The sequence below is a fragment of the Streptomyces sp. NPDC048172 genome (assembly GCF_043202595.1).
GTDB lineage: Bacteria > Actinomycetota > Actinomycetes > Streptomycetales > Streptomycetaceae > Streptomyces.
Genome location: NZ_JBIDAT010000004.1, coordinates 533,617 through 559,113 on the forward strand (window position 1 = coordinate 533,617; position 25,497 = coordinate 559,113).

The 25,497-nt window shown below is 75.2% G+C and carries 20 protein-coding genes and 1 riboswitch; of the genes, 7 read left to right on the forward strand and 13 right to left on the reverse strand.

The genetic code is table 11. The annotated features are described in order from the left end of the window. Positions 1 to 162 precede the first annotated feature (162 nt). Together ACGF3A_RS20185 and ACGF3A_RS20190 are read left to right on the forward strand one after the other, a co-directional pair. The gene (locus tag ACGF3A_RS20185) at positions 163 to 1,581 is read left to right on the forward strand and encodes an SLC13 family permease (protein ID WP_393731574.1); all 1,419 of its coding nucleotides are present in this window, start codon (positions 163 to 165) and stop codon (positions 1,579 to 1,581) included. A 34-nt stretch (positions 1,582 to 1,615) separates the two neighbouring features. Then, complete coding sequence (locus tag ACGF3A_RS20190; RefSeq protein WP_393731575.1) at positions 1,616 to 2,854, forward strand: glycerate kinase; 1,239 nt, start codon at positions 1,616 to 1,618, stop codon at positions 2,852 to 2,854. A 339-nt stretch (positions 2,855 to 3,193) separates the two neighbouring features. Here the strand turns inward: ACGF3A_RS20190 and ACGF3A_RS20195 are convergent, their stop codons facing one another. From ACGF3A_RS20195 to xylA, 3 genes are all read right to left on the reverse strand, one after another. Beyond that, on the reverse strand, positions 3,194 to 4,594 hold the full coding sequence (locus ACGF3A_RS20195; RefSeq protein ID WP_393731576.1) for an aminotransferase class V-fold PLP-dependent enzyme: 1,401 nt from the start codon (positions 4,592 to 4,594) through the stop codon (positions 3,194 to 3,196). A 128-nt stretch (positions 4,595 to 4,722) separates the two neighbouring features. Next, positions 4,723 to 4,841: riboswitch (SAM riboswitch) on the reverse strand. A 209-nt stretch (positions 4,842 to 5,050) separates the two neighbouring features. Continuing rightward, positions 5,051 to 6,460: a xylulokinase gene (gene xylB / locus ACGF3A_RS20200; protein ID WP_393731577.1), complete on the reverse strand. Its 1,410-nt coding sequence runs from the start codon at positions 6,458 to 6,460 to the stop codon at positions 5,051 to 5,053. Further along, a complete protein-coding gene (xylA, locus tag ACGF3A_RS20205) occupies positions 6,457 to 7,632 on the reverse strand; it encodes a xylose isomerase (RefSeq protein ID WP_393731578.1) in 1,176 nt (391 codons plus the stop codon). The genes xylB and xylA overlap by 4 nt, the downstream gene beginning before the upstream one ends. A gap of 100 nt (positions 7,633 to 7,732) precedes the next feature. Between xylA and ACGF3A_RS20210 the strand changes: the two genes are divergently transcribed. Next, positions 7,733 to 8,959 (forward strand): ROK family protein, encoded by a 1,227-nt coding sequence (locus ACGF3A_RS20210; RefSeq protein WP_393731579.1) that lies wholly within the window; start codon positions 7,733 to 7,735, stop codon positions 8,957 to 8,959. Here ACGF3A_RS20210 and ACGF3A_RS20215 read toward each other — a convergent pair. Then, on the reverse strand, positions 8,914 to 9,930 hold the full coding sequence (locus ACGF3A_RS20215; protein ID WP_393731580.1) for a helix-turn-helix domain-containing protein: 1,017 nt from the start codon (positions 9,928 to 9,930) through the stop codon (positions 8,914 to 8,916). The genes ACGF3A_RS20210 and ACGF3A_RS20215 overlap by 46 nt on opposite strands. A 56-nt stretch (positions 9,931 to 9,986) precedes the next feature. On the opposite strand from ACGF3A_RS20215, the gene ACGF3A_RS20220 reads away from it, so the two are divergent. Next, positions 9,987 to 11,303 (forward strand): MFS transporter, encoded by a 1,317-nt coding sequence (locus tag ACGF3A_RS20220; protein ID WP_393731581.1) that lies wholly within the window; start codon positions 9,987 to 9,989, stop codon positions 11,301 to 11,303. Here ACGF3A_RS20220 and ACGF3A_RS20225 read toward each other — a convergent pair. After that, positions 11,281 to 11,670, reverse strand: coding sequence for a cupin domain-containing protein (locus ACGF3A_RS20225; protein WP_393731582.1), 390 nt, complete (start codon positions 11,668 to 11,670; stop codon positions 11,281 to 11,283). The two genes, ACGF3A_RS20220 and ACGF3A_RS20225, sit on opposite strands and share 23 nt — an antisense overlap. Positions 11,671 to 11,721: 51 nt before the next feature. Between ACGF3A_RS20225 and ACGF3A_RS20230 the strand changes: the two genes are divergently transcribed. Continuing rightward, positions 11,722 to 12,687 (forward strand): GlxA family transcriptional regulator, encoded by a 966-nt coding sequence (locus tag ACGF3A_RS20230; RefSeq protein WP_393731583.1) that lies wholly within the window; start codon positions 11,722 to 11,724, stop codon positions 12,685 to 12,687. Between the two features lie 54 nt (positions 12,688 to 12,741). Beyond that, entirely contained in the window at positions 12,742 to 13,410 is a 669-nt protein-coding gene (locus ACGF3A_RS20235) for a hypothetical protein (protein ID WP_393731584.1), read from the forward strand. Positions 13,411 to 13,743: 333 nt separating this feature from the next. Here ACGF3A_RS20235 and ACGF3A_RS20240 read toward each other — a convergent pair whose 3' ends face one another. The 7 genes from ACGF3A_RS20240 to ACGF3A_RS20270 are packed head-to-tail and all read right to left on the reverse strand — an operon-like array spanning position 13,744 to position 23,479. Continuing rightward, complete coding sequence (locus ACGF3A_RS20240; protein ID WP_393731585.1) at positions 13,744 to 14,448, reverse strand: sirohydrochlorin chelatase; 705 nt, start codon at positions 14,446 to 14,448, stop codon at positions 13,744 to 13,746. Continuing rightward, on the reverse strand, positions 14,445 to 15,584 hold the full coding sequence (locus tag ACGF3A_RS20245) for a uroporphyrinogen-III synthase (protein WP_393731586.1): 1,140 nt from the start codon (positions 15,582 to 15,584) through the stop codon (positions 14,445 to 14,447). The genes ACGF3A_RS20240 and ACGF3A_RS20245 overlap by 4 nt, the downstream gene beginning before the upstream one ends. A 37-nt stretch (positions 15,585 to 15,621) precedes the next feature. Then, the gene (gene nirD, locus ACGF3A_RS20250; protein WP_393731587.1) at positions 15,622 to 16,017 is read right to left on the reverse strand and encodes a nitrite reductase small subunit NirD; all 396 of its coding nucleotides are present in this window, start codon (positions 16,015 to 16,017) and stop codon (positions 15,622 to 15,624) included. Beyond that, the gene (nirB, locus tag ACGF3A_RS20255) at positions 16,014 to 18,590 is read right to left on the reverse strand and encodes a nitrite reductase large subunit NirB (protein WP_393731588.1); all 2,577 of its coding nucleotides are present in this window, start codon (positions 18,588 to 18,590) and stop codon (positions 16,014 to 16,016) included. The genes nirD and nirB overlap by 4 nt, the downstream gene beginning before the upstream one ends. 7 nt (positions 18,591 to 18,597) lie before the next feature. Beyond that, positions 18,598 to 20,088 (reverse strand): FAD-dependent oxidoreductase, encoded by a 1,491-nt coding sequence (locus tag ACGF3A_RS20260; RefSeq protein WP_393731589.1) that lies wholly within the window; start codon positions 20,086 to 20,088, stop codon positions 18,598 to 18,600. Continuing rightward, on the reverse strand, positions 20,085 to 22,172 hold the full coding sequence (locus ACGF3A_RS20265) for a molybdopterin oxidoreductase family protein (protein WP_393731590.1): 2,088 nt from the start codon (positions 22,170 to 22,172) through the stop codon (positions 20,085 to 20,087). Before ACGF3A_RS20265 ends, ACGF3A_RS20260 begins: the two co-directional genes overlap by 4 nt. A 5-nt stretch (positions 22,173 to 22,177) precedes the next feature. Further along, on the reverse strand, positions 22,178 to 23,479 hold the full coding sequence (locus ACGF3A_RS20270; RefSeq protein ID WP_393731591.1) for an MFS transporter: 1,302 nt from the start codon (positions 23,477 to 23,479) through the stop codon (positions 22,178 to 22,180). 211 nt (positions 23,480 to 23,690) lie between these two features. Here ACGF3A_RS20270 and ACGF3A_RS20275 point away from each other — a divergent pair, with 211 nt between their 5' ends. Continuing rightward, positions 23,691 to 24,176, forward strand: a complete 486-nt coding sequence (locus ACGF3A_RS20275; protein ID WP_393731592.1) for a VOC family protein — start codon at positions 23,691 to 23,693, stop codon at positions 24,174 to 24,176. Positions 24,177 to 24,286: 110 nt separating this feature from the next. Here the strand turns inward: ACGF3A_RS20275 and trpD are convergent, their stop codons facing one another. Next, entirely contained in the window at positions 24,287 to 25,354 is a 1,068-nt protein-coding gene (gene trpD, locus ACGF3A_RS20280) for an anthranilate phosphoribosyltransferase (RefSeq protein ID WP_393731593.1), read from the reverse strand. Positions 25,355 to 25,497 lie beyond the last annotated feature (143 nt).

The window sequence follows — 25,497 nt, forward strand, 5'->3', positions numbered from 1 at the left end:
CGGCTGCGCCGTGGCTTGTCGCGCAGTTCCCCGCGCCCCTTAGGTCGACATGCTGTGCGCCCCGTCCGCGACGCGGCATTCGGGGCAGACTCTGCTCGGTGATGAAACCTCCTTCATAAAGGGCTCATTCACGGCTCACGGCGGAGCCGAAGACTCGTTCGCATGACATTGAGTCTCCGGCAAGCCGTACCCCTGGTCGTCGCGCTGAGCGTATGCGCCGCGCTCGCCGTGCCCGGCAATTTCCAAGGGCTCGGTGGGGACGCGCGGGTGACGCTCGCCGTGTTCGCGGTGGCGACCTGCGCGTGGATCGGGACGCCGATCGACGACACGTACATCGCGCTCGGCGCGGGCCTCGCCCTCGCGGCGACCGGGGTGATCAGTTCGGAGACCCTCTTCGGGACGCTCGGCGACGAGACCGTGTGGCTGCTGATCTGCGCGTTCGTGCTCGCCGCCGCCGTGTCCCGTACGGGGCTCGCGGCACGGGCCGCCGCGTTCCTGGTGAGCGGCGCCCGTTCCGTACGGCAGCTCACGCATCTGACGACGGCGGCGCTGGTCGTCACGGCGTTCGCGATCCCCGCGACGTCGGGGCGGGCCGCGCTCGCGCTGCCCGTCTTCCTCGCGCTGGCCCGGGTGCTGCGGGACCGCAGACGGCTCGTCGTGATGCTGGCGCTGCTCTTCCCGACCGTGATCCTGCTCTCCGCCGTGGCCACGCTCATCGGCGCGGGCGCGCATCTGATCACGGTGAGCGTGCTGTGGGAGTCGGCGGGCGAGCACGTCGGCTTCGCGCAGTGGCTGCTGCTCGGGCTGCCGCTCGCGGTGGCCTCGTCCCATCTGGCGGCGGAGGCCGTGCTGCTGACGACGACGCGGCGCGAGGACCGCCGCGGCCCCGTACGGATCACGATCGAGGACATCCAGCACCACTCGGAGTCGACGGTCACCGGGCCGCTGTCGCAGCCGGAGGCGCGGGCCGCGCTGCTGCTGTGCACGGTCGTCGCGCTGTGGTGCAGCGAGCCGGTGCACGGGGTGTCCCCCGCGCTCGTCGCGCTGATCGGCGCGGTCGTCGCCGCCTCCCCCGCGCTCGGCACGGTCGGGCTCAAGGACGCGCTGAAGACCGTGCCGTGGTCGCTGCTGCTGTTCATGGCGGCGACGATGGCGATGGGCGTGGCCCTGTCCGCCTCGGGCGCCGCGAAGTGGCTGGTGAGCGGCTTGCCGGGCGGGGAGGCCGTACCGCCGTGGGCGTTCCTCGCGGCCGTCGTCCTGCTCAGTACGGGCGCGCACCTGCTGCTCCAGTCGCGCTCCGCGCGCTCCAGCGTGCTCGTGCCGCTGGTGGTGGCCGCGGCGGCGGGCGCGGGCGTCAACCCGGTCTCGGCGGCGCTCGCCTCGACCGCCGCGGCCGGGTTCTGCCACACGCTGCCCGCCTCCGCGAAGCCCGTCGCGCTCTTCGCCGACATCCCGGACACCCCCACCTACACCCCGCGCGACCTCCTGCGCCTCTCCGCCGTGCTCGCGCCGCTCACCGCCGCGCTGGTGCTGCTCTTCGCCGTCGCGGTGTGGCCGCTGCTCGGCGTCTCCGTGCGCTGATCCCGGCGCCGAACGACCCTTTGGGAGCTGACAGATGAACACCCTCCGCAACCCCCTCCGCAACCCCCTGCACATCGCTGTGGCGCCCTCCGGCTTCAAGGAGTCGCTCTCCGCGCGCGACGCCGCCGAGGCCATCGCCGAGGGCGTACGGCGCGCCGCGCCCGACGCCTCCGTCGACCTGATCCCCCTCGTCGACGGCGGCGAGGGCACGGCGGAGGCCCTCGCCGCCGCGACGGGCGGCGAGCTGCTGCGCCGTACGGTCACGGGCCCCGTCGGGGACCCGGTGCGCGGCCACTTCGCGATGCTGGGCGCCACCGTGCCCGCCGTGCCGACGGCGCTCGTCGAGATGGCCGCCGTCGCGGGCCTGTCGCTGGTCCCCCCGGGCCGCCGCGACCCGGGCCTGACGACGACGTACGGCGTCGGCGAACTGATCCGCTCCGCGCTCGACGCGGGTGCCCGGCGCGTCCTCGTCGGCTGCGGCGACTCCGGCACCTCGGACGGCGGGGCCGGTGCGCTCCAGGCCCTCGGCGCGCGGCTGCTCGACGCCGACGGCGCCGAACTCCCGCGCGGCGGCCACGCGCTGCCCCTCCTCGACCGCGTCGACACGAGCGGCCTCGACCCCCGTCTGAAGGACACCGAACTGCTCGTGGCCTGCAACCCGTTCAACGTGCTGTGCGGGGAGCGGGGCGTCGCCCGGGTCTTCGGCCCCCAGAAGGGGGCCACGCCCGCTCAGGTCGAGCAGCTCTCGTACGGGCTGGAGCGGTGGGCGGACGTCCTCGTACGGGACGTGGGCGCGGACGTCGATCTCCGCTCCGCGCCGGGTACGGGCGCCTCCGGCGGACTCGGTGCCGGTCTCGCGGCGCTGGGCGCGCGGCTGCTGCCCCGCTTCGACGTGCTGCTCGACCGGCTCGACCTGGACGCGCGGCTGGGCCGCGCCGACCTCGTGATCACGGCGGAGGGCGCGCTCGACCAGCAGACCGTGCGGGGCAAGATCCCCTCCGAGGTCGCCCGGCGTGCGAAGGTGTTCGACCGGCCTGTGCTGGCCCTCGCCGGAACGCTGGGGGTGGGCGCCGAGGAGGTACGCGCCGCCGGCGTCGACGCCTACCGCTCCATCCTCCCCGCCCCTGTGGGGCTGGCCGAGGCGTTGCTCCATGCCCGCGAATACCTCGCCGATGCGACGGAGCACGCCGTCCGTATGGTCCTGCTCGGTACCCGTCTCCGCCCCGTCCCCCTGCTCACGACGGCGACCCCTACGGGGGTACGGACCCCGTGACTGCCCCGAATCCACCATCGCCGGGTGCGAACGCGCCGTGGCTGAGCGCGCAGTTCCCCGCGCCCCTTAGCGGCACCTTCGGAGCGCCCTGGCAGGAGTGCCCCGTCAGGGGCGCGGGCCCCTCCGTCTGCGCCTCTCGCGGGCGCTTCGCTGGCTTCGAAGCGGCGCGCGTCCGCAGATGCGCCCCGAAGGGGCGCGGGGAACTGCGCGAGCGAGCACAGCGAATCCGCACTCGGCAACGACGGCGAAGGGGCAGGACGTGCCCCGTCAGGGGCGCGGGGAACTGCGCGAGCGAGCACAGCGAACCGGCACCCGGCAGCGGCGGCCAAGGGGCAGGCTCTACTCCGCAGCGGCGGGAGCCGGGACGCAACGGCCGGCCTCGGTCCGGTAGGACCACTTCGCGCCGTCGCGGACAAGCGACCGTACCGCCGCGACAAAGCGGGAGACGTGCTCATCCGGCGTCCCCACCCCAAAGCTCACGCGGATCGCGTTGAGGGAGACGTCACCGGACCCCACGTCAGGGGACCCGCACTCGCCGGCGGCACCCGACTCCGCCCCCAGCAGCGTGCGCAGCAGCGGGTGGGCGCAGAAGAGGCCGTCCCGTACGCCGATGCCGTACTCGGCGGAGAGCGCCGCGGCGAAGTGGGAGCTGTTCCAGCCCTCGACGACGAACGAGAGCACGCCGACCCGCTCGGCGTCGTCCCCGAACAGGGAGAGCACCTTGACCTCCGGGACCTCGGCGAGACCGGCCCGCAGCCGGGCCAGCAGCGTCTCCTCGCGGGCCACGAGCCCTTCGAAGCCCGCGGCCCGCAGGGCGCGGCAGGCGGAGGCGATGGCGTAGGCGCCGATGACGTTCGGCGAACCGGCCTCGTGCCGCGCCGCGTTCTCGTGCCACTCGACGTCGACGCCGCCGTCCTCGCGCCGCGCGACCGTACGGCTGGCGCCGCCGCCCGCGAGGTACGGCTCGGCGGCGAGCAGCCAGTCGGCGCGTCCGGCCAGCACTCCGGCGCCGAACGGCGCGTACAGCTTGTGCCCGGAGAAGGCGACCCAGTCCACGTCGAGTTCGCTCACGTCCACCGGCCGGTGCGGGGCGAGCTGCGCCGCGTCGAGGACGAGGCGGGCGCCGTGCCGGTGCGCGGCGGCGGTGAGTTCGCGGACGGGCCAGATCTCGCCGGTGACGTTGGAGGCGCCGGTCACGCAGACGAGCTTGGGCCCGGCGGGCGCGGCGTGCAGCGCCTCCTCCAGCGTGGCGACGGCCTGTTCGGGCGAGCGGGGCGCGTCGAGGTACGTCACGTCGTGGCCGCGCCACGGCAGCAGCGAGGCGTGATGCTCGGTCTCGAACACGAACACCCGGGTCCCGGCGGGGAGGGCGGAGGCGAGGAGGTTCAGCGAATCCGTGGTGGCGCGGGTGAAGACGACCTGGTCGCCCTCCCGGCATCCCAGGAACTCGGCGACGGCCTGCCTGCTCTGCTCGAACAGGTCGGTGGAGAGCTGCGAGAGGTACCCGGCGCCCCGGTGGACGCTGCCGTAGTACGGCGCGTACGCGGCGATGTCGTCCCAGACCCGCTGGAGCGCGGGGGCGCTGGCGGCGTGGTCGAGCGCGGCGTAGGTGACCTCGCCGCCGGTGACGAGCGGGACGGTGACGTCGCGGCCGAGGACCGGCAGGACCGTACAGGAGTCGGCGGACGCAATCGTGGAGGAATCAGCGGAAACAGGAGCAAAAGGGGTGGCGAACGGCATGACGGAACTCCGCGTGGTGAGAGAAAGGCGTGACGACGTGAAGACGTGCCGGAGAGGGGCCTGCGGCCCTATCGCATTCGCTTGCTCACGGGGAACTCCCTCGGTAGACCAGGACCCCTGGCACGAGGGATCCGCGCTTGCCGCGGACCTTGTTGTCCTACGGCCTGGTCATCACCCGGGGCACCCCGCCACGGACGGAGGGTTGCCGGACAGCGGGCCGGGGCCGTATTCGCTGTCACTCGTGACCTGGTCAGGAGTATGGCACATGGCTCCTGGCGGAGTGCAGGGGGCGTCCACATAGCGGACCCGGGGCCACTTCCGGGTGCCCCCTGCTCCCTCGTCCCGTCGACAGGGACCGCACAGGGGGAGCCCCTTGCCGTGCTTCGCGGGCCGCGCCCGCATCGTGGCCGTTCGCGCAGTTCCCCGCGCCCCTTCGGGGCGCTCAGCGCGAGGCGCTCAGCACGGGGCGTTCAGCACCATCTCCCGCGCCTCCGCGTAGCGTTCGCGGACGTGTGGGGTCGGGTCCGCCTCGTGGCGCGTGGCGCCCGTGGTCGCGGACCAGTCGGGTGGGGTCTCTCCGCCCGCGAGGATCCAGGCGGCCTGGCGGGCGGCGCCGTCCGCGACGTACTCGCCCGGGGGCGGGACGACGACGGGGCGGCCGAGGACCTCGGGGGCGATGCGGCGTACCGCCTCGCTGCGCGCGCCGCCGCCGACGAGCACGACGCGGCGGCACTCGACGCCGAGCGCGACCATGCGGTCGAGCCCGTCGGCCAGCCCGCACAGCAGGCCCTCGACGGCCGCGCGGGCGAGGTGTGCCGGGCCCGAGGTGGCGAGGGTCAGGCCGTGGACGGCGCCGGTGGCGTCGGGGCGCGCGGGGGTGCGTTCGCCCTCCAGGTACGGGACGACCACGAGCCCGTCGGCGCCCGCCGGGGCGGAGAGCGCCAGCTCGGAGAGCTTCTCCAGGCCGACGCCGAGGAGCCGCGCGGTGGCCTCCAGCACACGGGCGGCGTTGAGCGTGCACACCAGCGGCAGGAAGCCGCCCGCCGCGTCGGCGAACCCGGCGACGGTGCCGGTCGGGTCGGCGGTGGGCCGTCCGGTGACGGCGAAGACGGTGCCGGAGGTGCCGATGGAGACCACCACGTCGCCGGTACGGGCGCCGACACCTAGCGCGGCGGCGGCGTTGTCCCCGGCGCCCGGGCCCAGCGCGGCGCCGGTGCCCGGCACCTGCGCCGCGGTCTCGTGGGGGCCGACGACGCGCGGCAGCACGGCGTCGTGCCCAAGGGCCCGGGTCAGCAGGTCGCGGCGGTAGCCGCCCTCGGCGGGCGACCAGTAGCCGGTGCCGCTGGCGTCGCTGCGGTCGGTGGTGAGCGCCTCAAAACCGTCCGCCCCCGCGAGCTGCCAGGTCAGCCAGTCGTGCGGCAGCGCGACGGCGGCCGTGCGGCCCGCCTCCTTCGGCTCGTGCTCGGCGAGCCAGCGCAGCTTGGAGACGGTGAACGAGGCCACGGGCAGGCTGCCGACGGCCCCCGCCCACGCCTCCTCGCCCAGCTCGGCGACGAGCGAACGGGCGGCGTCCGCCGAGCGGTTGTCGTTCCAGAGCAGCGCGGGGCGTACGACCTCGCCGTCCTCGTCGAGGCAGACCATGCCGTGCTGCTGCCCGGCGACGGAGACGGCCTCGACGTCGGCCAGCCCGCCCGCCCCGGCGGCCGCCGCGCGCAGCGCCCGCAGCCAGGCGTGCGGATCGACCTCGGTGCCGTCGGGATGGGGCGCCTTGCCCTCCCGTACGAGGCTGCCGTCGGCGGCGTCGCGTACGACGATCTTGCAGGACTGGGTCGAGGAGTCGATCCCCGCGACGAGGTGCCGTGTCACTGTGCGCGTGCTCCGGTGAGGTGGTCGAGGGCGAGCTGGGACAAGCGTACGAAACCACCGCCGCGCGACGCGGCCGTTTCGGGATCGAAGTCCTCGAACGCGGTCGTGTCGGCGGCCAGTTGGGCGGTCGTCTCGCCCGGGCCGAGGGTGGGGACGGCGAGCTCGCCGACGCGCGCCGCCGCCAGGGCCTCGCGCACCTCGGGGTCGGCGCGGAAGGCGCGGGCGCGCTCGCGGAGGATCAGATAGCTGCGCATGTTGGCGGCGGCCGAGGCCCACACGCCGTCGGCGTCCTCGGTGCGCAGCGGCTTGTAGTCGAAGTGCCGGGGGCCGTCGTAGCCGCCGTGTTCCAGCAGGTCCACGGTGAAGAAGGCGGAGAGCAGGTCGCCGTGGCCGAAGACGAGATCCTGGTCGTAGCGCGGCCCGCGCTGGCCGTTGAGGTCGAGGTGGAAGAGCTTGCCGGACCAGAGTGCCTGACCGATGCCGTGCACGTAGTTCAGCCCGGCCATCTGCTCGTGGCCGACCTCGGGGTTCACGCCGACGCGCTCGTGGTGCTGGAGGCGGGAGATGAAGGCGAGGGCGTGGCCGATGGTGGGGAGCAGGATGTCGCCGCGCGGCTCGTTCGGCTTGGGTTCGAGGGCGAGCCGCAGGTCGTAGCCCTGGTCGAGGGTGTACTGGGCGAGGGTGTCGATGCCCTCCGCGTACCGGTCCAGCGCTGCTCGTACGTCGATGCCCGCGTCCGTCTCCGAGCCCTCGCGGCCGCCCCACAGCACGTACGTACGGGCGCCGAGCTCGGCCGCCAGGTCCATGTTCCGCATCACCTTGCGCAGGGCGAAGCGTCGGATGTCGCGGTCGTTGCTGGTGAGGGCGCCGCCCTTGAAGACGGGGTGGGTGAAGAGGTTGGTGGTCGCCATCGGGACGGCCATGCCGGTCTCGTCGAGGGCCTTGCGGAAGCGGGCGATGAGCCGGTCCCGCTCGGTGTCGTCCGAGCCGAAGGGGATGAGGTCGTCGTCGTGGAACGTCACGCCCCACGCGCCGAGTTCCGCCAGCCGGTGCACGGCCTCGGCCGGGTCGAGCGGCGGCCTGGTGGCCTCCCCGAACGGGTCGACGGCACGCCAGCCGACCGTCCACAGGCCGAAGCTGAACCGGTCCGCCGTGCTGGGCTCGAACGACATGCGCACACCCTCCGCTCGCCGAGGTATTAGTTTTACGGCTGGACTAAAACACCGCGACACGCGGCACGTCAACGGAAGAAGCACGGAGCGGCATCGTCAAATGTCTTCGCCCGTAGGCCAGATCGACATACGGCGGCACAACTCGGCGCTCGTCCTGGCGACCGTCGCCGCCTCCCCCGGCGTCTCGCGCGCGGGCATCGCGGAGCGCACGGGGCTCACCAAGACGACCGTCTCGATGCTGGTCGAGCGGCTGCTGTCGGCCGACGTCCTCACCGAGACGGGCCGCCAGCACCCCGCCCCGGCGCGGGGCCGCCCGGCGACGGCCCTGGACCTCTCCCCCACAGGGCCGCACGGCCTGGGCGTCGAGATCGGCGTGGACCGGCTGGCGCTCTGCCTGACGGACCTCGCGGGGCGCGTCCGTACGTACCGCACGCTGCCCGGCGACCACCGGGGCGGCCGGGGCGCGGATCCGGCGCGGGTGCTGGAGCGGGTGCGCGGCGCCGTCCGCCGGGAGCTGGGCCGCGCGGCCGCCGCCGGGGTCCCGGTGAGCGGCGTGGTCCTGGCCGTTCCGGGCCTGGTCGAGGCGGCGACGGGGACCGTGCGCGCGGCGCCCAACCTCGGCTGGCGCGACGTCCGGCTGCCCGCCGTCCTCGGCGGGCTCCCCGTCTCCGCCGCCAACGAGGCGGACCTCGCGGCCTGCGCCGAGCTGTGGACCGGCGGCCACCCGGGGCTGCGGGACTTCCTCTACGTCTCGGGGGAGATCGGCGTCGGCGCCGGCCTGGTCGTCGACGGCGCGCTGTTCCCCGGCAGCCACGGCTTCGCGGGCGAGATCGGGCACGTCTGCGTCGACCCGACGGACGCGGGGGCCCGCTGCCGCTGCGGGGCGCGCGGCTGCCTGGAGACGGTCGCGGGCCGCGAGGCGCTGCAGCGGGCGGCGGGCGTGGCCACGGGTGAACTGGGCCCGCGCCTAGCGGCGGGCGACGCGCGCGCCGTGGGCGCCGTACGGGCCGCGGGCCGCCTGCTGGGGACGGCCCTGGCCTCGGTCGTCAACGCGGTGGGCGTCCCCGCCGTCGTGCTGGGCGGGGACTACGCCCGGCTGGAGCCCTGGCTCCGCCCGCCCCTGGAGGGCGAGTTGGCGGCGCGGGTCCTCACCGCGCGCTGGTCCCCCGTCCCCGTCCTCCCCGGCACCCTCGGCCGCGAGGCCCCAGCGCGGGGCGCGGCCCAGTCCGCGACGCGGGCGACGCTGGCGGACCCGGAGGCGTACGTGGCGGCGCGGCGCGATCAGCCGACTCGTGCCAGTCCGTCGCCCAGTTCGCTGCGGCGGTAGAGCACGTGCCGTCCGTCGCGGGCCCGGGTGACCAGGCCCGAGGCGTGCAGGACCCGGAGATGCTGGGAGACGGCGCTCGGGGTGACGTCGAGGCGGCGGGCGATCTCAACGGTCGGGAGCGGGTCGTCGAGCATGCCGAGCAGCCGAGCCCTGGCGGCGCCCAGGAGGGCGGCGAGGGACGGCGGGACGGACTCGGGCGCCGGCTCCCTCTCCCAGAGCGTGGCGATCCCCCGCGAGGGATAGTTCAGCACCGGCGGGTCCTCGGGGCTGACGGGCGAGCAGGGCTTGAAGGCGAAGACCGTCGGGACCAGGAGCAGCCCCTCGCCGCCCACGGTGACGCTGTGCCTGCTGATCATCTGGTCGATGTGCAGGGTGTGCGAGATGTGGCCGTCCACCCGCTCCCTCGCGCCTCGCCAGCGCAGATTGGGGTGCAGCGCGGAGAAGAGCCCGTGCGCGCCGCCCGTGGCCAGCAGCCGGGCGCGGTAGGTGATGTCCGCCTCCAGCACGAGCCGCATCCGCGACCAGTACGGCTCGACGGCGGTCCGCCAGTGGCGCAGCAGCAGCGCGCACAGCTCCTCGACCAGCTCCCGTACGGGCGCCTCCCCGTCCGCCACGGCCCGGCGCAGCGGCGCGGGGAGCGGGCGCGGGGCGTGCGTCAGCAGCAGATCGCGGCGCACGGTCTCCGGCGGCGTCGCCCGTACGGCCGCCAACTGGTCCTCGAAGGACGGCGCGAAGGCCGTGGGGCGCGGGGTGAGGAAGTCGGGAAGGCTGTGCTGGTGCCCGACCAGGGAGAGCAGGACGCGGACGTCGTCGGGCGGGAGCGCGCGGAGCGCCGCGCGGCGCCAGCCGGCGTGCAGCGGATAGCGGCCCGGGTCGTCCAGCGCGCGGAGGCTGCACACGGTCTCGTGCAGGGGCGACATCACGAACCGGGTGTTCGCGAGCCCGTCGACGCCGAGCAGAAAGCTGATCATTTAGCCCCGGGCTACATCCTTTGGCGACCGCGCCCGAGTGCCGTGGACTGCGGTGCATGACGGATCACTTCACGCGGCAGCGTACGCGGACGGCGCCCGCGCCGGGAGGGGCCGACGGCCGGGGCCCGGGTCTCAGCCGGGGCATGATGTTCCTCCTGGCCGTCACCTGCGGGGTGGCCGTGGGGAACGTCTACTTCCCGCAGGCCGTCAGCCCGCTGATCGCCGACGGGCTGGGCGTATCGCCGGGCGCGGCGACGCTCGCGGTGACGGCGGCCCAGTTCGGCTACACGGCGGGGATCCTGCTGCTGGTGCCGCTCGGCGACCGGTTCGCGTACCGCCCGCTGCTCGTGACGCTCCTCGCGGTCACCGGCACGGGGCTGCTCGCGGCGGGCGCCGCGCCGGGGCTGCCCCCGCTGATCGGCGCGGGCGCGCTGGTCGGCACGGCGACCGTGATCGCCCCGCTCGTCGGCCCGATGGTGGCCGGGATGGTGCCGAAGGAACGCCACGGTGCGGTCAGCGGCACCCTCGCCAGCGGCACCATCGGCGGCATCCTCCTCTCCCGCACGCTCGGCGCGGCACTCGGCACATGGCTGGGCTGGCGGGCCCCGTACCTGTTCATGGCCGTGGTCGCGCTGCTGCTGGCCGGGCTGCTGCGGTGGGCGCTGCCGCGCGGCCGTACGTCCCCGGGTGCGGGCGCGGGCACGGGCACGGGTACGGGCTCCCCGGGTGCGGGCGCGGCGGGTGCGGGCGCGGCGGCCGTTCCCCTCGCCGCCCTCCTGACGCAGCCCCTGCGCCTCCTGCGCACCGAACCGGCCCTGCGCCGCTCCTGCTTCTGCCAGGCCATGGTCTTCGGCGGCTTCTCGGCCGTCTGGACGAGCCTCGCGCTGCTGCTGACGGGCCCGGCGTACGGCATGGACGCCACGGCGGTGGGCGCGCTCGCGTTCGTCAACGCCGGGACCATGCTCTGCACCCCGCTCGCCGGACGCCAGACCGACCGCCGGGGCTCCGACACGGTCGGCATGGTGTGCGCCGCCGGTGTCGTCGCGGGCGCGGCCGTCCTCGCCCTCGGCCGGACGGGCGGCGCCTGGGGGCTGGCGGCCCTGGCGCTGGGCACGCTCCTGCTCGACGTCGGCATGCAGGCCGGAACGATCGCCAACACCGTCCGCATCTACGGCCTGCGCCCCGAACTCCGCGCCCGCCTCACCACCGCCTTCATGACCTGCTCCTACCTCGGCGGCACCCTCGGCTCCTGGCTCGGCGCCCGGACGTACGCCGCCGTGGGGTGGTGGGGCGTGTGCGGGCTCGTGGCGACGGCGGCGCTCGCCGCGCTGCTGGCGGCGGGACGGCCGCTCACAGCGCGTGCCCCGTCGTGATGTCGACATGGTCCGGAATCTCCTCGTGCCGGTCCCCCACCGACAGCGTTCCGGTGGGTTCGAGCATGAGGATCGCGGCGCCGCCGGGGGACGCGGGCCTGTGCTCGGTGCCGCGCGGGACCGTGAAGGCGGAGCCCTGGGGGAGGGTGACGGTGCGTTCCGCGCCGTTCTCGCGGAGGGCGATGCTCAACTCGCCCCGGAGGACGAGGAAGAACTCGTCCGTGTGCTCGTGTACATGCCACACGTGCTCGCCCTCGACCTTGGCGACGCGGACGTCGTAATCGTTGACCTGGGTGATCACACGGGGGCTCCACAGCGCGTCGAAGGTGCTCAGCACGTGATCCAGGGCTACCGGTTCATTGCTCATGCACATATGCTCCGGCCTGGTACATCCGTCCGCTAGTGCTAGAAATCGCATATGGCGCAAGAATCCTTGCACCGCGTCGTCGTGATCGTCGACGCGAACTCGAATCCGTTCGAACTCGGCTGCGCGACCGAGGTCTTCGGGCTGCGGCGCACCGAGGAACTGGGCCGCGAGCTGTACGACTTCACGCTCTGCTCGCCCGCCCCCGAGACCCTGATGCGGGACGGCTTCTTCACGCTCACCGGCGTGGCCGGGCTGGAAGCGGCCGAGAGCGCCGACACGCTCGTCGTGCCCAACCGGCCCGACGTCGAGGTGCCGCGCCGCCCCGCCGTGCTGGCGGCCGTGCGGCGGGCCCACGCGCGCGGCGCGCGGCTGGTCGGCTTCTGCAGCGGCGCCTTCACGCTCGCCGAGGCGGGGGTCCTGGAGGGGCGGCGGGCCACCGCGCACTGGCAGTGGGCGGACGCCTTCCGGGCCCGCTTCCCCGGCGTACGGCTGGAACCCGACGTCCTGTTCGTCGACGACGGCGACATCCTCACGGCGGCGGGCAGCGCGGCGGCGCTCGACCTCGGCCTGCATCTCGTCCGCCGGGACCACGGCGCGGAGGCGGCGAACGCCGTCAGCCGCCGCCTGGTCTTCGCCGCGCACCGGGACGGCGGCCAGCGGCAGTTCGTGGAGCGGCCCGTGCCCGACGTGCCGGACGAGTCGCTCGCGCCCGTCCTCGCCTGGGCGCAGGAGCGGCTGGACGAGCCGCTCGGCGTCGACGACCTCGCGGCCCGCGCCGCCGTGAGCGCGGCGACGCTGCACCGGCGCTTCCGCGCGCAGCTCGGCACGACGCCGCTCGCCTGGCTCACCGGGGAGCGCGTCGCGCTCGCCTGCCGCCTCATCGAGCGCGGCGAGTCCCGGCTCGACGTCGTCGCGCGGCGCAGCGGGCTCGGCACCACGGCGAACCTCCGCGCCCGCCTCCACCGCGCGACGGGGCTCAGCCCCTCCGCGTACCGCCACCGCTTCGGTCCCGTCTGACCCTTCCCGATACTCCGTCGCCCCGCCCGGCACCCCGGCATTACGGTGCCGGACATGTCTTCCTCCTCACCCGCACCGGACGGGCCCGGACCCGTCACCGCCGACGACCTCGACGAGGCCGTCCAGCTCGCCGTCGCCACCCTCCGCAAGGCGCCCGCCTCCGCGTGGGAGGACGGCCGGGCGGCGGGATCGCTGGAGTGGGACTGCTGGGAGACGGTCGAGCACCTCGCCGACGACCTCTTCGCGTACGCCGTCCAACTCGGCCTCCGTACGCCCCCGCTCGACCGCGAAGTCCCCTTCCTCTGGGAGCGCCGCAGGCCGGGCGGCCCCGCGAACGCCGTCCACGCCGACCGTACGGCCGGGCCCGCCGGGCTGCTGCAGGTGCTGGAGGCGAGCGGGGCGCTGCTCGTCTCCATGGTCCGCACGACTCCGCCCGGCGTACGGGCGTACCACGGCTTCGGCGCGGCGGACGCGGAGGCCTCCGCGGGGATGGGGCTCGTGGAGGTCCTCGTCCACACGTACGACCTCGCGGAGGGGCTGGGCCTGGAGTGGACCCCTCCGCCCACCCTCTGCGCCCGCGTCCTCACCCGCCTCTTCCCCGACGCCCCGACGTCCGCCGATCCTTGGCCCACGCTCCTCTGGGCCACGGGCCGCGCCGAACTCCCCGGGCACCCCCGCCGCGTCTCTTGGCGCTGGCAGAACGAGCCGCCTGCCAACGAGTAGGGGGCACGCCCTCCTCCCCCGCATGCCCGCGCCCGGCATCGGGGGCTGCACCCGAGCTGCCCCTTCCTGCCGCCCGCAGACCGCACGTGCATCGTGGCTGACCGCGCAGTTCCCCGCGCCCCTAGGACTCCTCATGCCGCGCCCGGCATCGGGGGCTGCGCACGGGGTGCCCCCTGCCGCCGCCCGCAGAGCGCGCGTACGCCGTGGCTGACCGCGCAGTTCCCCGCGCCCCTGACGGGGCACGTCCCGCACCCGGCGAAGGAGGGCTCGCCCTCAAGGGGCGCGGGGAACTGCGCGACCGGCCACCGCGCACCCGCAGACCGCGTCCAGCAGTCAGGGGCAGCCCGGGATCGGCTCCATCGCCGAGAGCGCTCGTTGGGTGAGCAGGCGGAGGACCGAGGGGTGCGGGCCCAGCGGGGCGGCGACCACGTCCGCGCCGGAGGCCCGTACACGGTCCGCGAAGAGGCCCGGGGCCAGGAGCCACGTCGCGACGGCGACCCGGCGGGCACCCGAGGCGCGGAGGGACGCGACCGTCTCCTCGATGCGCGGACCGGCGGTCGCCGCCCAGCCGATCGGCGTGGGGCCGTGCCCGCCGACGAGGCGGCCGAGGCGGGCCGCAACGCCCTCCACCTCGGCCCGCGCCCCCGGCGACGACGTACCGGCGGCGGCGAGGACGACCACGTCGCCCTCCCGTACGCCCGCCTCCGCCAGCCGGTCGACGAGTGCGGGCAGCAGCGCGGAGACGGAACCGGAGCCGAGCGGCGGGGTCACGGTCACGTCCGTACGGCCGGTGCGGCGGACCTGCTCGGGTATGTCCACGCGCACGTGGTACCCGGAGGCGAGGAACGCCGGGACCACCGTCACCGGACCCGGCATCCCCTCCAGCGCCTCCGCGACGCTCGGCCCCCGTACGTCCGCGTACGCGAGCGCGACCGGCGCGCCGAGGCGCGCGGCCATGCCGTCGGCGAGCAGCCGGGCCGTACGCGCCCCCGCCGGGTGGCGGGTGCCGTGCGCCACGAGGAGGACGCCGCCCGTCACCGCGCCTCCTCCGGGCCGCAGTCGCCCACGTCGAGCGCGAGGCGGTAGCCGCGTTTGACGACGGTCTGCACCAGGCCCGGATCCCCGAGAGCGCCCCGCAGCCGGGCCACCGCGGCCTCGACGGCGTGCGCGTCGGCGCCGCCGCCCGGCAGCGCGGGGAGCAGCTCCGTCACCGGGATCACCTGGCCGGGGCGGGCGGCGAGCACCCGGAGCACGGCCATGGGGCCGGGCCGTACGGGGCGGGGTTCGCCGTCGAGCAGGACAGCCGTGCCGCGCACCTCCAACTGCCGCCCGGCGACCGGCAGCCGGGGCGCCGCGGCGGGGAGGCGCTCGCAGAGCAGCCGGACGAGGGCGCCGATGCGGAACCGGTCCGGCCAGTAGGCGGGGATGTCGCGGGCGAGCAGCGGGGCCGCGGTCACCGGACCGACGCACGCCGCCTGCGTACGCCCCCGGAACGCGACCGTCAGGCCCTCCGCGCGCCGCCCGCCCCGCTCCTCCGCCCGCGCGAAGAGCCCCGCGACGGCCAGCGCGCTCGTGAACGTCACGGCGTCGACCGCGCCGCCCACCACCCCGTCGATCAGACGGTCCAGCGGCGCCGCGTCCACGGGGCCCGTCCACCGGTACACCGGCACCGTGACCACCTCGGCGCCCGCGCAGCGCAGCGCCTCGACGAAGTCGCCCAGCGGTTCGCCGTGCAGCTGTACGGCGATGCGGCGCCCGGCGAGGTCCTGCGCGAGGAGCCGTTCGAGGACCTCGCTCGACGACTCGGACGCCGGTGACCACGCCTCCTTCAGCCCCGCCGCCCGGATGGCGCCGCACGCCTTGGGGCCCCGGGCGAGGAGTTCGGCGCGTTCGAGGACGCCGCGCAGCGCCTCGCCCTCGCCCCAGCCGTCGGCCGCCTCGATCCAGCCCCGGAAGCCGATGCCGGTCGTGGCGACGACGGTGTCCGGGGGCCGGGCCGTCACCTCGCGGCTGGCGTCGCGCAGCTGGGCGTCGTCGGAGAGCGGGACGATGCGCAGCGCGGGCGCCCGTACGACGTCGGCGCCCCGCCGCTCCAGCAGCGCGGCCAGCTCGTCGGCCCGGCGCGCCGCGGTGACGGCGACCGTGAACCCGGTCAGAGGGGGAGAAGCGGTCACTCGGTGGTTCTCCTTATGGCGTGGTCGCGGCTCATCCTCATCCTGCGCCGACGGGCGTTTCCACCGCGTTTCCCGCGGGCGACACCTCGATCACGCCGTCGCCCGTGACCCGTACGCCGTGCACGGGCAGCCGCGCCTCCGTCGTCCCGTCGAGGCACCGGCCCGTCGCCAGCTCGAACGGCTCCTTGCCCAGCGGACTCGTCACCACCGGCACCCCTCCCCGGTCCCCGACGATGCCATGGCACATCACGGGCGCGCCGGAGACGGGGTCGAGGTTGCCGAGCGCGTGCAGCCCGCCGTCGTGCAGCCGGAAGAGCGCGACGGCCGTACCGTCCGGCAGGAGCGCGGCACGCCCCTGCTCGGGCGGCAGGTCCGCCAGGACGCAGACGGGGGTCCAGGCCAGATCGAGGGGGGTCGTGTCGAGGGAGGTCATACGGTGACCGCCTTCCTGGTGAGAGGCGCGGTGAGAAGTACGGGGCCGGGCGGCGCCGGTACCGGCTGCTCGCGTTCCACCGCGAACTCGATCGCCGGGTCCGGCGTCCCCGGCGCGTTGACGAACGACCGGAACCGCGCCAGCTTCTCCGGGTCCTCCAGCACCCCGCGCCACTCGTCGCGGTAGTCGGCGACGTGCCGGGCCATCGCGGCGTCCAGCTCCTCGCCGATGCCGAGCGAGTCGTCGAGGAGGACGGCGCGCAGATGGTCCAGGCCGCCGTCCAGGGTCTCGATCCAGGCGGCGGTGCGCTGCAGCCGGTCGGCCGTACGGATGTAGAACATCAGGAACCTGTCGACCGTCCGTACGAGCGTCTCGCGGTCGAGGTCGGCGGCGAGGAGTTCGGCGTGGCGGGGCGTGAAGCCGCCGTTGCCGCCGACGTAGAGGTTCCAGCCCTTCTCGGTGGCGATGATGCCGAAGTCCTTGCTCCGGGCCTCGGCGCACTCGCGGGCGCAGCCGGAGACCCCGGCCTTGATCTTGTGCGGGCCGCGCAGGCCCCGGTAGCGCAGCTCCAGTTCGACGGCGAGCCCGACGGAGTCCTGCACGCCGTAGCGGCACCAGGTGGAGCCCACGCAGGACTTGACCGTACGGACGGCCTTTCCGTACGCGTGCCCCGACTCGAAGCCCGCGTCCGTCAGCCGCCGCCAGACCTCCGGGAGCTGTTCGAGGCGGGCGCCGAGCAGGTCGATGCGCTGGCCGCCGGTGATCTTCGTGTAGAGCCCGAAGTCGCGGGCGACCTCGCCGAGGAGGATCAGCTTGTCGGGGGTGATCTCGCCGCCGGGGACGCGGGGCACGACCGAGTAGGTGCCGTTGCGCTGCATGTTGGCGAGGTGGCGGTCGTTGGTGTCCTGGAGGCCGCCGTGCTCGCCGTCGAGGATGTGGGTGGCGCTGTCGCGGGAGGCGAGGATCGAGGCGACGGCGGGCTTGCAGATGTCGCAGCCGCGCCCGCCCCGGCCGTGCGCGGCGAGGAGCGCGGAGAACGTGGCGACGCCGGTGGCGGCGACGATCTCGTACAGCTCGGCGCGCGAGTGGTCGAAGTGCTCGCACAGCGCCCGGGACTGCGCGACGCCCTCGGCCTCCAGGAGCTGCTTGAGCGCGGGGACGCAGGAGCCGCAGCCGGTGCCTGCCTTGGTGCACGCCTTGAGCTGCGCCACGTCGGCGCACCCGCCCGCCCCGATGGCCTCGCGCAGGGCGCCCTTGGTGACGGCGTGGCAGCTGCAGATCTGCGCGGCGTCGGGCAGTGCTCCGATTCCGGAGCCCCCGTCCGGACCGAGAGCACCGCTCTCGGGCGCGAGCAGCGCTCCCGGATCGGCGGGCAGCTCCCCGCCGACCAGCGGGCGCAGCAGCGGATACCGTCCCGCGTCGCCCACGAGGATCCCGCCGAGCAGCGTCCGCGCGTCGTCGGAGACGACGAGCTTGCCGTACGTCGCCGCCACCGGGTCGTTCAGCACGACCTCCAGCGCGCCGGGCGTACGGCCCAGCGCGTCCCCGAAGGAGGCGACGTCCACGCCCAGCAGCTTCAGCTTCGTGGACGTGTCGGCGCCGTCGAACACCGCGTCGCCGCCCAGCAGCCGGTCCACGACCGTCTCCGCCATCGCGTAGCCGGGCGCGACCAGCCCCACGGGCCGCCCGTCCGCGCCCTCGGGCGCCGCGACCTCGCCGATCGCCCACACGTACGGGTCGTCCACCGCGCGGCAGCCCAGGTCGACGGCGACGCCGCCGCGTTCGCCCCGCGCGAGCCCCGCCTCCCGGGCCAGCTCGTCCCGGGGCCGCACGCCCGCCGCGAAGACGACGACGTCCGCGTCGATCCGCGTACCGTCCGCCAGTTCGACGCCCGTGACCCCCTCGCCCTCCGGGCCGGTGAGGACGCGGGAGGTCGCCGTGCCGCAGTGCACCGCGACGCCCAGCTCCTCCACCATCCGCCCCAGCAGCGCGCCGCCGCCCTCGTCGAGCTGCACGGCCATCAGGTGCGGGGCCAGCTCGACGACATGGGGCTCCAGGTCGAGCAGCCGGAGCGCGTTGGCGGCCTCCAGGCCGAGCAGCCCGCCGCCGATCACCACGCCGCGCCCCGTCGTGGAGGAGACGGCGGCCCGGCGGATGCCGTCGAGGTCGTCCAGCGTCCGGTAGACGTGGCAGCCCGGCGCCTCGCTGCCCGGCAGCGGCGGAACGAAGGCGAGGGAGCCGGTGGCGAGGACGAGCGCGTCGTAGCCGAACCGCGCGCCGGACGCGGCGGTGACCGTACGGGCCGCGCGGTCGATCTCCGTCGCCGGGTCGCCGAGCCGCAGATCGAGGCGGCCGTCGTCGGGGAGTACGGGCAGCCGCAGCGCCTCCTCGTCGGCGCCGTCGAAACGGGAGGAGAGCGCGACCCTGTCGTACGCGGGCCGGTCCTCCTCCGCGAGCACCGTGATGTGCCAGCGGCGTGCCTCGTCCCGCGTGAGCAGGGAGTCGACGAGCCGGTGCCCGACCATGCCGTGGCCGATGACGACCAGGCGGGATTGCTGGGGATGCGTAGTCATACGGACCTCACGGGACGGGAACGGGGTCAGGGTCAGGAACGGGGTCGGTCTCGGCGAGCCAGGCGGCGATCTTGTCCACGGCGGCGCGGCAGCCCCCGCAGCCCGTGGTGGCACGGGTGGCGGTGGCCAGTTCGTCCGTGGACTTGGCCCCGGCGTGCCAGGCGGACCGCAGCGCGCCCTTGGTCACGCTGTTGCAGCGGCACACGGTGCTGTGGTCCGGCAGCGCGGCGGGCCCTCCCCCGCTCTCCGGCGGGAGCGCGCGGCCGAGCATCAGCGCGAGCCGGTCGGAGGGCGCGGGCGCGCCCCGGTCGTAGAGCTGGACGAGCCCGGCGGCGGCGTCCGGGACGCCCAGCAGGATGGCGCCGCTGACGCGCCCGCCGCGCAGGACGAGCTTGGTGTACCGCTCACGGGCGGGGTCTTCGAGCCGCAGCACCTCGGGCTCGTCGCTCTCGCCCTCCGCGTCCGGCGGCTCCGTCAACGGGTCGCCCAGGCAGGCGAGTTCGATGCCCGCCGCCTTCAGCCGGGTGACCTGCGGCGTGCCCGCGTAACGGGCGTACGGATCGGCCCCCGTCAGCCGGTCGGCGAGCACCTCGGCCTGCTCCCAGCCGGGCTGGACGAGGCCGGGCGCGAGGGAGGCGCAGTCGCCGAGCGCGTGCACGGCGGGGTCCGAGGTGGTCAGCGTGGCGTCGACGGCAACGCCCGTGGGGTCCACGTCCAGGCCGCACGCCGCCGCGAGCCCCGTCTCGGCGCGGGCGCCGGTGGAGAGCAGCAGGCCGTGCGCGGGCAGCAGTTCGCCGTCGTCCAGCCGCAGCCCGCGGCCGGGCTCCCAGCGCGCCGCGCCCCCGCCGAGCCGCAGCTCGACGCCGGTCCTGCGCAGCGCGCGGGCGAGCACCCGGCCGCCCTGCGCGTCGAGCTGGCGGTCCATCACGTACGGCGCCGGGTGCACGACCGTCACCGCGACCCCGCGCGCGGCCAGCGCCCGCGCGGCCTCCAGGCCCAGCACGCCCCCGCCGAGCACCGCGATGCGCCCGCCGTGCCGCCGGGCCCGGTCCGTGAGCAGCCGCAGCCGCCGCGCGTCGGCGAGCGTCCGCAGCGGGGTGACGCCCCGCGCGAAGCCGCGCTCCTCCAGCAGACCGGGCAGCGGCGGTACGGCCGCCCGCGCGCCGGTCGCCAGCACCAGCCGGTCGTACGGCACGCGCTCCCCGCCGTCCGTGACGACGACGCGCGCGGCACGGTCGACGGAGGCGACGGCGGCCCCGGTCCGTACGCACGCGTCGACGGCGCCGAGCCCCAGGTCGTCCTCGGTCAGCGTCCCGGCGAGCAGCGAGGGCAGCAGCACCCTGTTGTACGCGGGCCGGTGCTCGGCACCGAGGACGGTGAGGCGTACGCGCGCACCGGACGGGTCGCGGCGGCGTATCTCCTCGGCGAGCCGCGCGCCGACCATCCCGTTGCCGACGATCACGACACGCGTCACAAGGCCCGTCACAAGGCCCGTCACGAGGTCGCCTCCAGCCGCACCGCGCACACCTTGAACTCCGGCATGCGGCTCACCGGGTCGAGCGCGGGGTTGGTGAGCGCGTTGGCGGCGCCGTCGCCCGGGAAGTGGAAGGGGAGGAACACGGTGTCGGTACGCATGCTCGCCACGTAGCGGGTACGGGCGAGGACGCTGCCCCGCCGCGAGACGACCCGCGCCGGGTCCCCGTCCCCGAGCCCGGCCCCGCGCGCGGTGTCGGGGTGGACCTCGACGTACGCCTCGGGCGCCACCACGTTCAGCTCCGCCACCCGGCGGGTCTGCGCCCCCGACTGGTAGTGCGGGAGCAGCCGCCCGGTGGTGGCGTACAGCGGCAACTCGGCATCGGGCTCCTCCCCCGCCGCCCGATGCTCGACGACCACGAACCGCGCCCGCCCGTCCACGTGCGCGAACCGGTCGAGGAAGAGCCGGGGCGTACCGGCCGACCCGGCGGGAACGGGCCAGTGCACCGCCTCCCCCTCCTCCAGCAGTTCCGGCGTGACCCCCGAGTAGTCCGCCGGGCCGCCCGCCGACGCGTGCCGCAGTTCGGCGAGGACCGTGTCGGGGCCGACAGGGAACTCCTCTCCCCGCCTGCCGAGCCGTACGGCCAGCCCGTGCAGCACCTCCAGGTCCGTACGCACCCCCGCCGGGGGCGGTACGGCGCGGCGGCGGCGCAGTACGCGGCCCTCCAGGCTGGTCGTCGTCCCGGACTCCTCGGCCCACTGGGCGACGGGGAGGACGACGTCGGCGAGCGCGGCCGTCTCGGAGAGGACGAAGTCGGCGACGACGAGGAGGTCCAGGGCGCGGAGCCGTTCGACGGCGCGGCGCGAACGGGGCGCCGAGACGGCCGGGTTGGAGCCCATGACGAGCAGCGCCGCGGGGCCGTCCGGTGTGCCGAGCGCGTCGAGCAGCTCCCACGCGCTGCGCCCGGGGCCCGGCAGGGAGTCCGGGGGCACGCCCCACACTCCGGCCACCCACTCCCGCGCCGCCGGGTCGTCGATGCGCCGGTAGCCGGGCAACTGGTCGGCCTTCTGGCCGTGTTCGCGCCCGCCCTGCCCGTTGCCCTGCCCGGTGAGGCAGCCGTAGCCGGAGCCCGCCGTTCCCGGGAGGCCGAGTGCCAGGGCCAGGTTGATCCAGGCGGAGACGGTGTCGGTCCCCTTGCTGTGCTGCTCGGCGCCGCGCCCGGTGAGGATGTGCGCGCGCCGGGCCCCGGCCAGTACGGCGACGGCGCGGCGCAGATCGGCGGCGGCCACGCCCGTCAGCCGTTCGACCCGCTCGGGCCACCAGCGCGCCGCCACGCGCCGTACGTCCCCCCAGCCGGCCGTCCGTGTCTCCCGGTAGGCGCGGCGCGCGGGCGTGTCCAGGTGGCCGTCGACCAGGGCCGTGTGCAGCATCCCGAGCGCGAGCGCGAGGTCCGTGCCGGGCGCGGGCTGGAGGTGGAGCCCGCCCCCCTCGACGGCCGCCTCCGCACTGGCCGTACGGCGGGGGTCGACGACGATCAGCCGGCGGGGGTCCAGGTGGCCCATGAGCGGGGGCATGGTCTCGGCCGGGTTGGCGCCGACCAGGACGACGCACTCGGAGTCGTCCAGGTCGGTCACCGGGAAGGGCAGTCCGCGGTCGAGCCCGAAGGCCCTGTTCCCGGCGGCGGCGGCCGAGGACATGCAGAACCGGCCGTTGTAGTCGATCTGCGAGGTGCCGAGGGCGACGCGCGCGAACTTGCCGAGCGCGTACGCCTTCTCGTTCGTCAGCCCCCCGCTGCCGAAGACCGCGACGCTGTCCGCCCCGCGCGCGGCACGCAGCGCCGCGAACCGCGCGGCGACCAGGTCCAGCGCCTCGTCCCAGGAGGCGGGCCGCAGCTCGCCGCCGGGCGCGTCCCGTACGAGCGGGGTGGTGAGCCGCTCCTCCGAGGCGAGCAGCGCGGCGGACGTCCAGCCCTTCTGGCAGAGCCCGCCCCGGTTGGTGGGGAACGCGCGGGGTGTGACGGCGAGTTGGCCCGTCGCCGCGCCGGGCGTGAGGGTCATCGCGCACTGGAGCGCGCAGTACGGGCAGTGCGTGTCCGTAGCGGCGGTCATGCGCCTCACGCCCACACCGGGTCGGCGGCGACGGGCGAGCGGCGCAGATAGACGGCCCAGGTCACGGTCGCGCAGAGCGCGTAGAAGACCAGGAAGGCCGTCAGCGCGGGCACGCCGTCGCCCGTGGCCTGGTACGACTGCCGGAAGGCGAGGTTGACGCCGACCCCGCCGAGCGCCCCGATCGCGCCGGAGATCCCGATGACGGCACCGGCCCGCCTGCGGCCCTCCTCGCGGGAGGCGGAGGTGGCGGCGTAGATGCCGGGGATCATCTTGTACGTGGAGCCGTTGCCGAGCCCCGTCAGCACGAAGAGCGCGGCGAAGGCGGTGACGAAGAGCGCGAGCGACCCGGCGGCCGAGGCCCCCAGCGCGCCCAGCGTCCCGAGGCCCATCCCGAAGAACGCCCCCACCGTGACGCGCGCCCCGCCCCACCGGTCGGCGAGCCTCCCGCCGACCGGCCGGGCGAGGGAGCCGAGCAGCGGGCCCAGGAAGGTGAGGGCCGCCGCCTGCGCGGGGGTGCGCCCGAAGTCGTTCTGGAGGACCAGGCCGAAGGCGAAGCTGTAGCCGATGAACGAGCCGAACGTGCCGATGTAGAGCACCGACAGGATCCAGCAGTGCCGGTCGCGCAGCACCGTGCGGTAGACGCCGTACTCCGTACGGGCCGCCGCCAGGTTGTCCATCCGCCGGTGCGCGAGCCACGCCGCGAGGAGCAGCGCGGGGACGAAGAGCAGCGGCAGGATCTCGGGGTGCGCGACGCCCGCGGCGCCCAGCACCGCGAGCCCGGCGAGCTGCACCGTGGCCACGCCCAGGTTGCCGCCCCCGGCGTTGAGCCCGAGGGCCCAGCCCTTCTCGCGCTCGGGGAAGAAGTGGTTGATGTTGACCATGGACGAGGCGAAGTTGCCCCCGCCCAGCCCGGCCACGGCGGCGCACAGCAGCAGCGCCCAGAACGGCGTCGACGGGTTCCGTACGAGCAGCGCCGCGAGCCCCGTGGGCACGAGCAGCACCAGCGCGCTGAACACCGTCCAGTTCCGGCCGCCGAAGCGGGTGACCGCGAAGCCGTACGGCAGCCGCAGCGCGGCGCCCACCAGCGAGACGACGGAGACCAGCAGGAACTTGTCGTCGGGCGTGAGCGCGAAGCCGTTCTCCGCGGTCATGAAGAGCACCAGCACCGACCACAGGCTCCACACCCCGAAGCCGATGTGCTCGGCGAAGACCGAGAGGAAGAGGTTCCGCCGCGCGGTCCGCCGCCCCTCGCGCGCCCAGAACCCGGGGTCCTCGGGCTCCCACTCGGCGATCCACCGCTGTGCCACGTCGGCCTCCTCCACTGGCTGGCAGGAGTCCCGACGCTAGAAAGCCGCTATTACCTCACGGTGTCCTCACGTAACACGGGCGCAAGCTCTTCCTCACCGGGCCGCCTTCTCCGCGGTGAGGGCCCCGAGCCCCGAGCCCCGATGAGATTCCGCGCCGGGCCGGGTCTATCCACTGTCCGTCCATTCAGCCCAGCGAGACCGAGGAGTCACCATGAAGACGCTCCACAAGATCACGCCCTGCCTGTGGTTCGACGGCCAGGCCGAGGAGGCGGCGAACTTCTACGTCTCCCTCTTCGCCGACTCCCGCATCACCCACATCCAGCACACCGGCGAGGCGGGCCCCGGCGAGCCCGGCAGCGTCATGGTCGTCACCTTCGAACTGGACGGCCAGCCGCTGATCGGCCTCAACGGCGGCCCCCAGTTCCCCTTCACCGAGGCCGTCTCCCTCCAGATCGGCTGCGACTCCCAGCAGGAGGTCGACGACCTCTGGACCAGGCTCACCGCCGACGGCGGCGAGGAGGGCCCGTGCGGCTGGCTCAAGGACAAGTACGGCCTCTCCTGGCAGGTCGTCCCCCGCCGCCTCCTGGAGCTGATGGACGACCCGGACCCGGCCCGCGCGGCCCGGGTCGCCGAGAAGATGTACACGATGCACAAGCTGGACATCGACGCCCTGGAGGCCGCGGCGAAAGGCGCGTGAAGCACCCCCTGAAGCTCGCCCCGAAGGGGCGGCTTCAGGGGCGCGGGGAACTGCGCGCCCCGCCACAGCGGCGGGGCAGCCTGCAACGCACAGGCAGGGGCAGCCCCTGCTCAGCCCTTGGCCGAAGCCGCCACCCAACGCTCCAGGGCGTCCCGGGCCGCGCCCGAGTCGATCGACTCCGCGGCCCGCTCCATCCCGGCCCCGATCCGCTGGGCCAGCGGAGCGGAGTCCGGCTCCAGAGCGACCAGCGCCGCGGCGGAGTTGAGCAGCACCGCGTCCCGTACGGGCCCGGTCTCCCCACCGAGCAGTCGCCGGGCCACATCCGCGTTGTACGCGGCGTCGGCGCCCCGCAGTGCCTCGACCGGGACCAGTTCGATGCCCACGTCGCGCGGGTCGAAGGACTCCTCGCGCACCGCGCCGTCCCGTACGACCCACACCGTGGACGTGGCCGTCGTGGTCAGCTCGTCCAGCCCGTCGTCGCCCCGGAAGACCAGCGCGGAGGAGCCGCGCGCGGCCAGCACCCCGGCGATGATCGGCGCCATCCGGGCGTCCGCGACGCCGGTCGCCTGCGCGCGCACCCGGGCCGGGTTGGTGAGCGGGCCCAGGAAGTTGAACGGGGTGGGGATCCCCAGCTCCTTGCGCGCGGTGCCCACGTGCCGCAGCGCGGGGTGGAACTTCACGGCGAAGCAGAAGGTGATGCCCGCCTCGCCCGCGACCTCGGCGACCCGCTCGGGTGACAGCTCCAGGTTGACCCCGAGCTTCTCCAGCACGTCGGAGGCGCCGCTGGCGCTGCTCGCGGCCCGGTTGCCGTGCTTGACGACCTTGACGCCGGTGCCCGCGACGACGATCGAGGACATCGTCGAGATGTTGACCGTCTTGGCCCGGTCGCCGCCCGTGCCGACGATGTCGACGGAGGGGCCGGGCACCTCGATCGTCCGCGCGTGCCCGTACATCGCCTCGACGAGGCCGGAGATCTCCTCGACGGTCTCGCCCTTGGCCCGCAGGGCCACCGCGAAGCCCGCGATCTGCGCGTCGCTGGCCTCGCCCTGCATGATCCGGTCCATGGCCCACGCCGTCGCGTCGGCGGAGAGGTCCTCGCCCGCCACCAGGGTGCCCAGGACGTCCGGCCAGGTGTGCGCCGCCATGGTGTCGCCTCCGGCGGGGGTAGCAGCGCTCATGGGGATCACTCCTGGCGGGATACGTAGAAAGGGGGCTCCCACCCTATCGGCCGCGGGCGGCCCCATCCCCACCTGTCCACAGGCCGAGAGGGGCTCCCGGGACGAGTCCCGGGAGCCCCTCTCAGGTGGCGTGACAGCGTGCG

Excerpts from the sequence above, each read along its gene's own strand:
- ACGF3A_RS20210 (WP_393731579.1), top strand. The coding sequence starts at position 7,733 with ATGTCTTCGCCCGTAGGCCAGATCGACATACGGCGGCACAACTCGGCG.
- nirD (WP_393731587.1), bottom strand. The coding sequence starts at position 16,017 with ATGACCTCCCTCGACACGACCCCCCTCGATCTGGCCTGGACCCCCGTC.
- nirB (WP_393731588.1), bottom strand. The coding sequence starts at position 18,590 with ATGACTACGCATCCCCAGCAATCCCGCCTGGTCGTCATCGGCCACGGC.
- ACGF3A_RS20225 (WP_393731582.1), bottom strand. The coding sequence starts at position 11,670 with ATGAGCAATGAACCGGTAGCCCTGGATCACGTGCTGAGCACCTTCGAC.
- ACGF3A_RS20220 (WP_393731581.1), top strand. The coding sequence starts at position 9,987 with ATGACGGATCACTTCACGCGGCAGCGTACGCGGACGGCGCCCGCGCCG.
- ACGF3A_RS20265 (WP_393731590.1), bottom strand. The coding sequence starts at position 22,172 with ATGACCGCCGCTACGGACACGCACTGCCCGTACTGCGCGCTCCAGTGC.
- trpD (WP_393731593.1), bottom strand. The coding sequence starts at position 25,354 with ATGAGCGCTGCTACCCCCGCCGGAGGCGACACCATGGCGGCGCACACC.
- ACGF3A_RS20275 (WP_393731592.1), top strand. The coding sequence starts at position 23,691 with ATGAAGACGCTCCACAAGATCACGCCCTGCCTGTGGTTCGACGGCCAG.
- ACGF3A_RS20185 (WP_393731574.1), top strand. The coding sequence starts at position 163 with ATGACATTGAGTCTCCGGCAAGCCGTACCCCTGGTCGTCGCGCTGAGC.
- ACGF3A_RS20230 (WP_393731583.1), top strand. The coding sequence starts at position 11,722 with ATGGCGCAAGAATCCTTGCACCGCGTCGTCGTGATCGTCGACGCGAAC.
- ACGF3A_RS20190 (WP_393731575.1), top strand. The coding sequence starts at position 1,616 with ATGAACACCCTCCGCAACCCCCTCCGCAACCCCCTGCACATCGCTGTG.
- xylA (WP_393731578.1), bottom strand. The coding sequence starts at position 7,632 with ATGTCGTTCGAGCCCAGCACGGCGGACCGGTTCAGCTTCGGCCTGTGG.
- ACGF3A_RS20215 (WP_393731580.1), bottom strand. The coding sequence starts at position 9,930 with ATGATCAGCTTTCTGCTCGGCGTCGACGGGCTCGCGAACACCCGGTTC.
- ACGF3A_RS20195 (WP_393731576.1), bottom strand. The coding sequence starts at position 4,594 with ATGCCGTTCGCCACCCCTTTTGCTCCTGTTTCCGCTGATTCCTCCACG.
- ACGF3A_RS20235 (WP_393731584.1), top strand. The coding sequence starts at position 12,742 with ATGTCTTCCTCCTCACCCGCACCGGACGGGCCCGGACCCGTCACCGCC.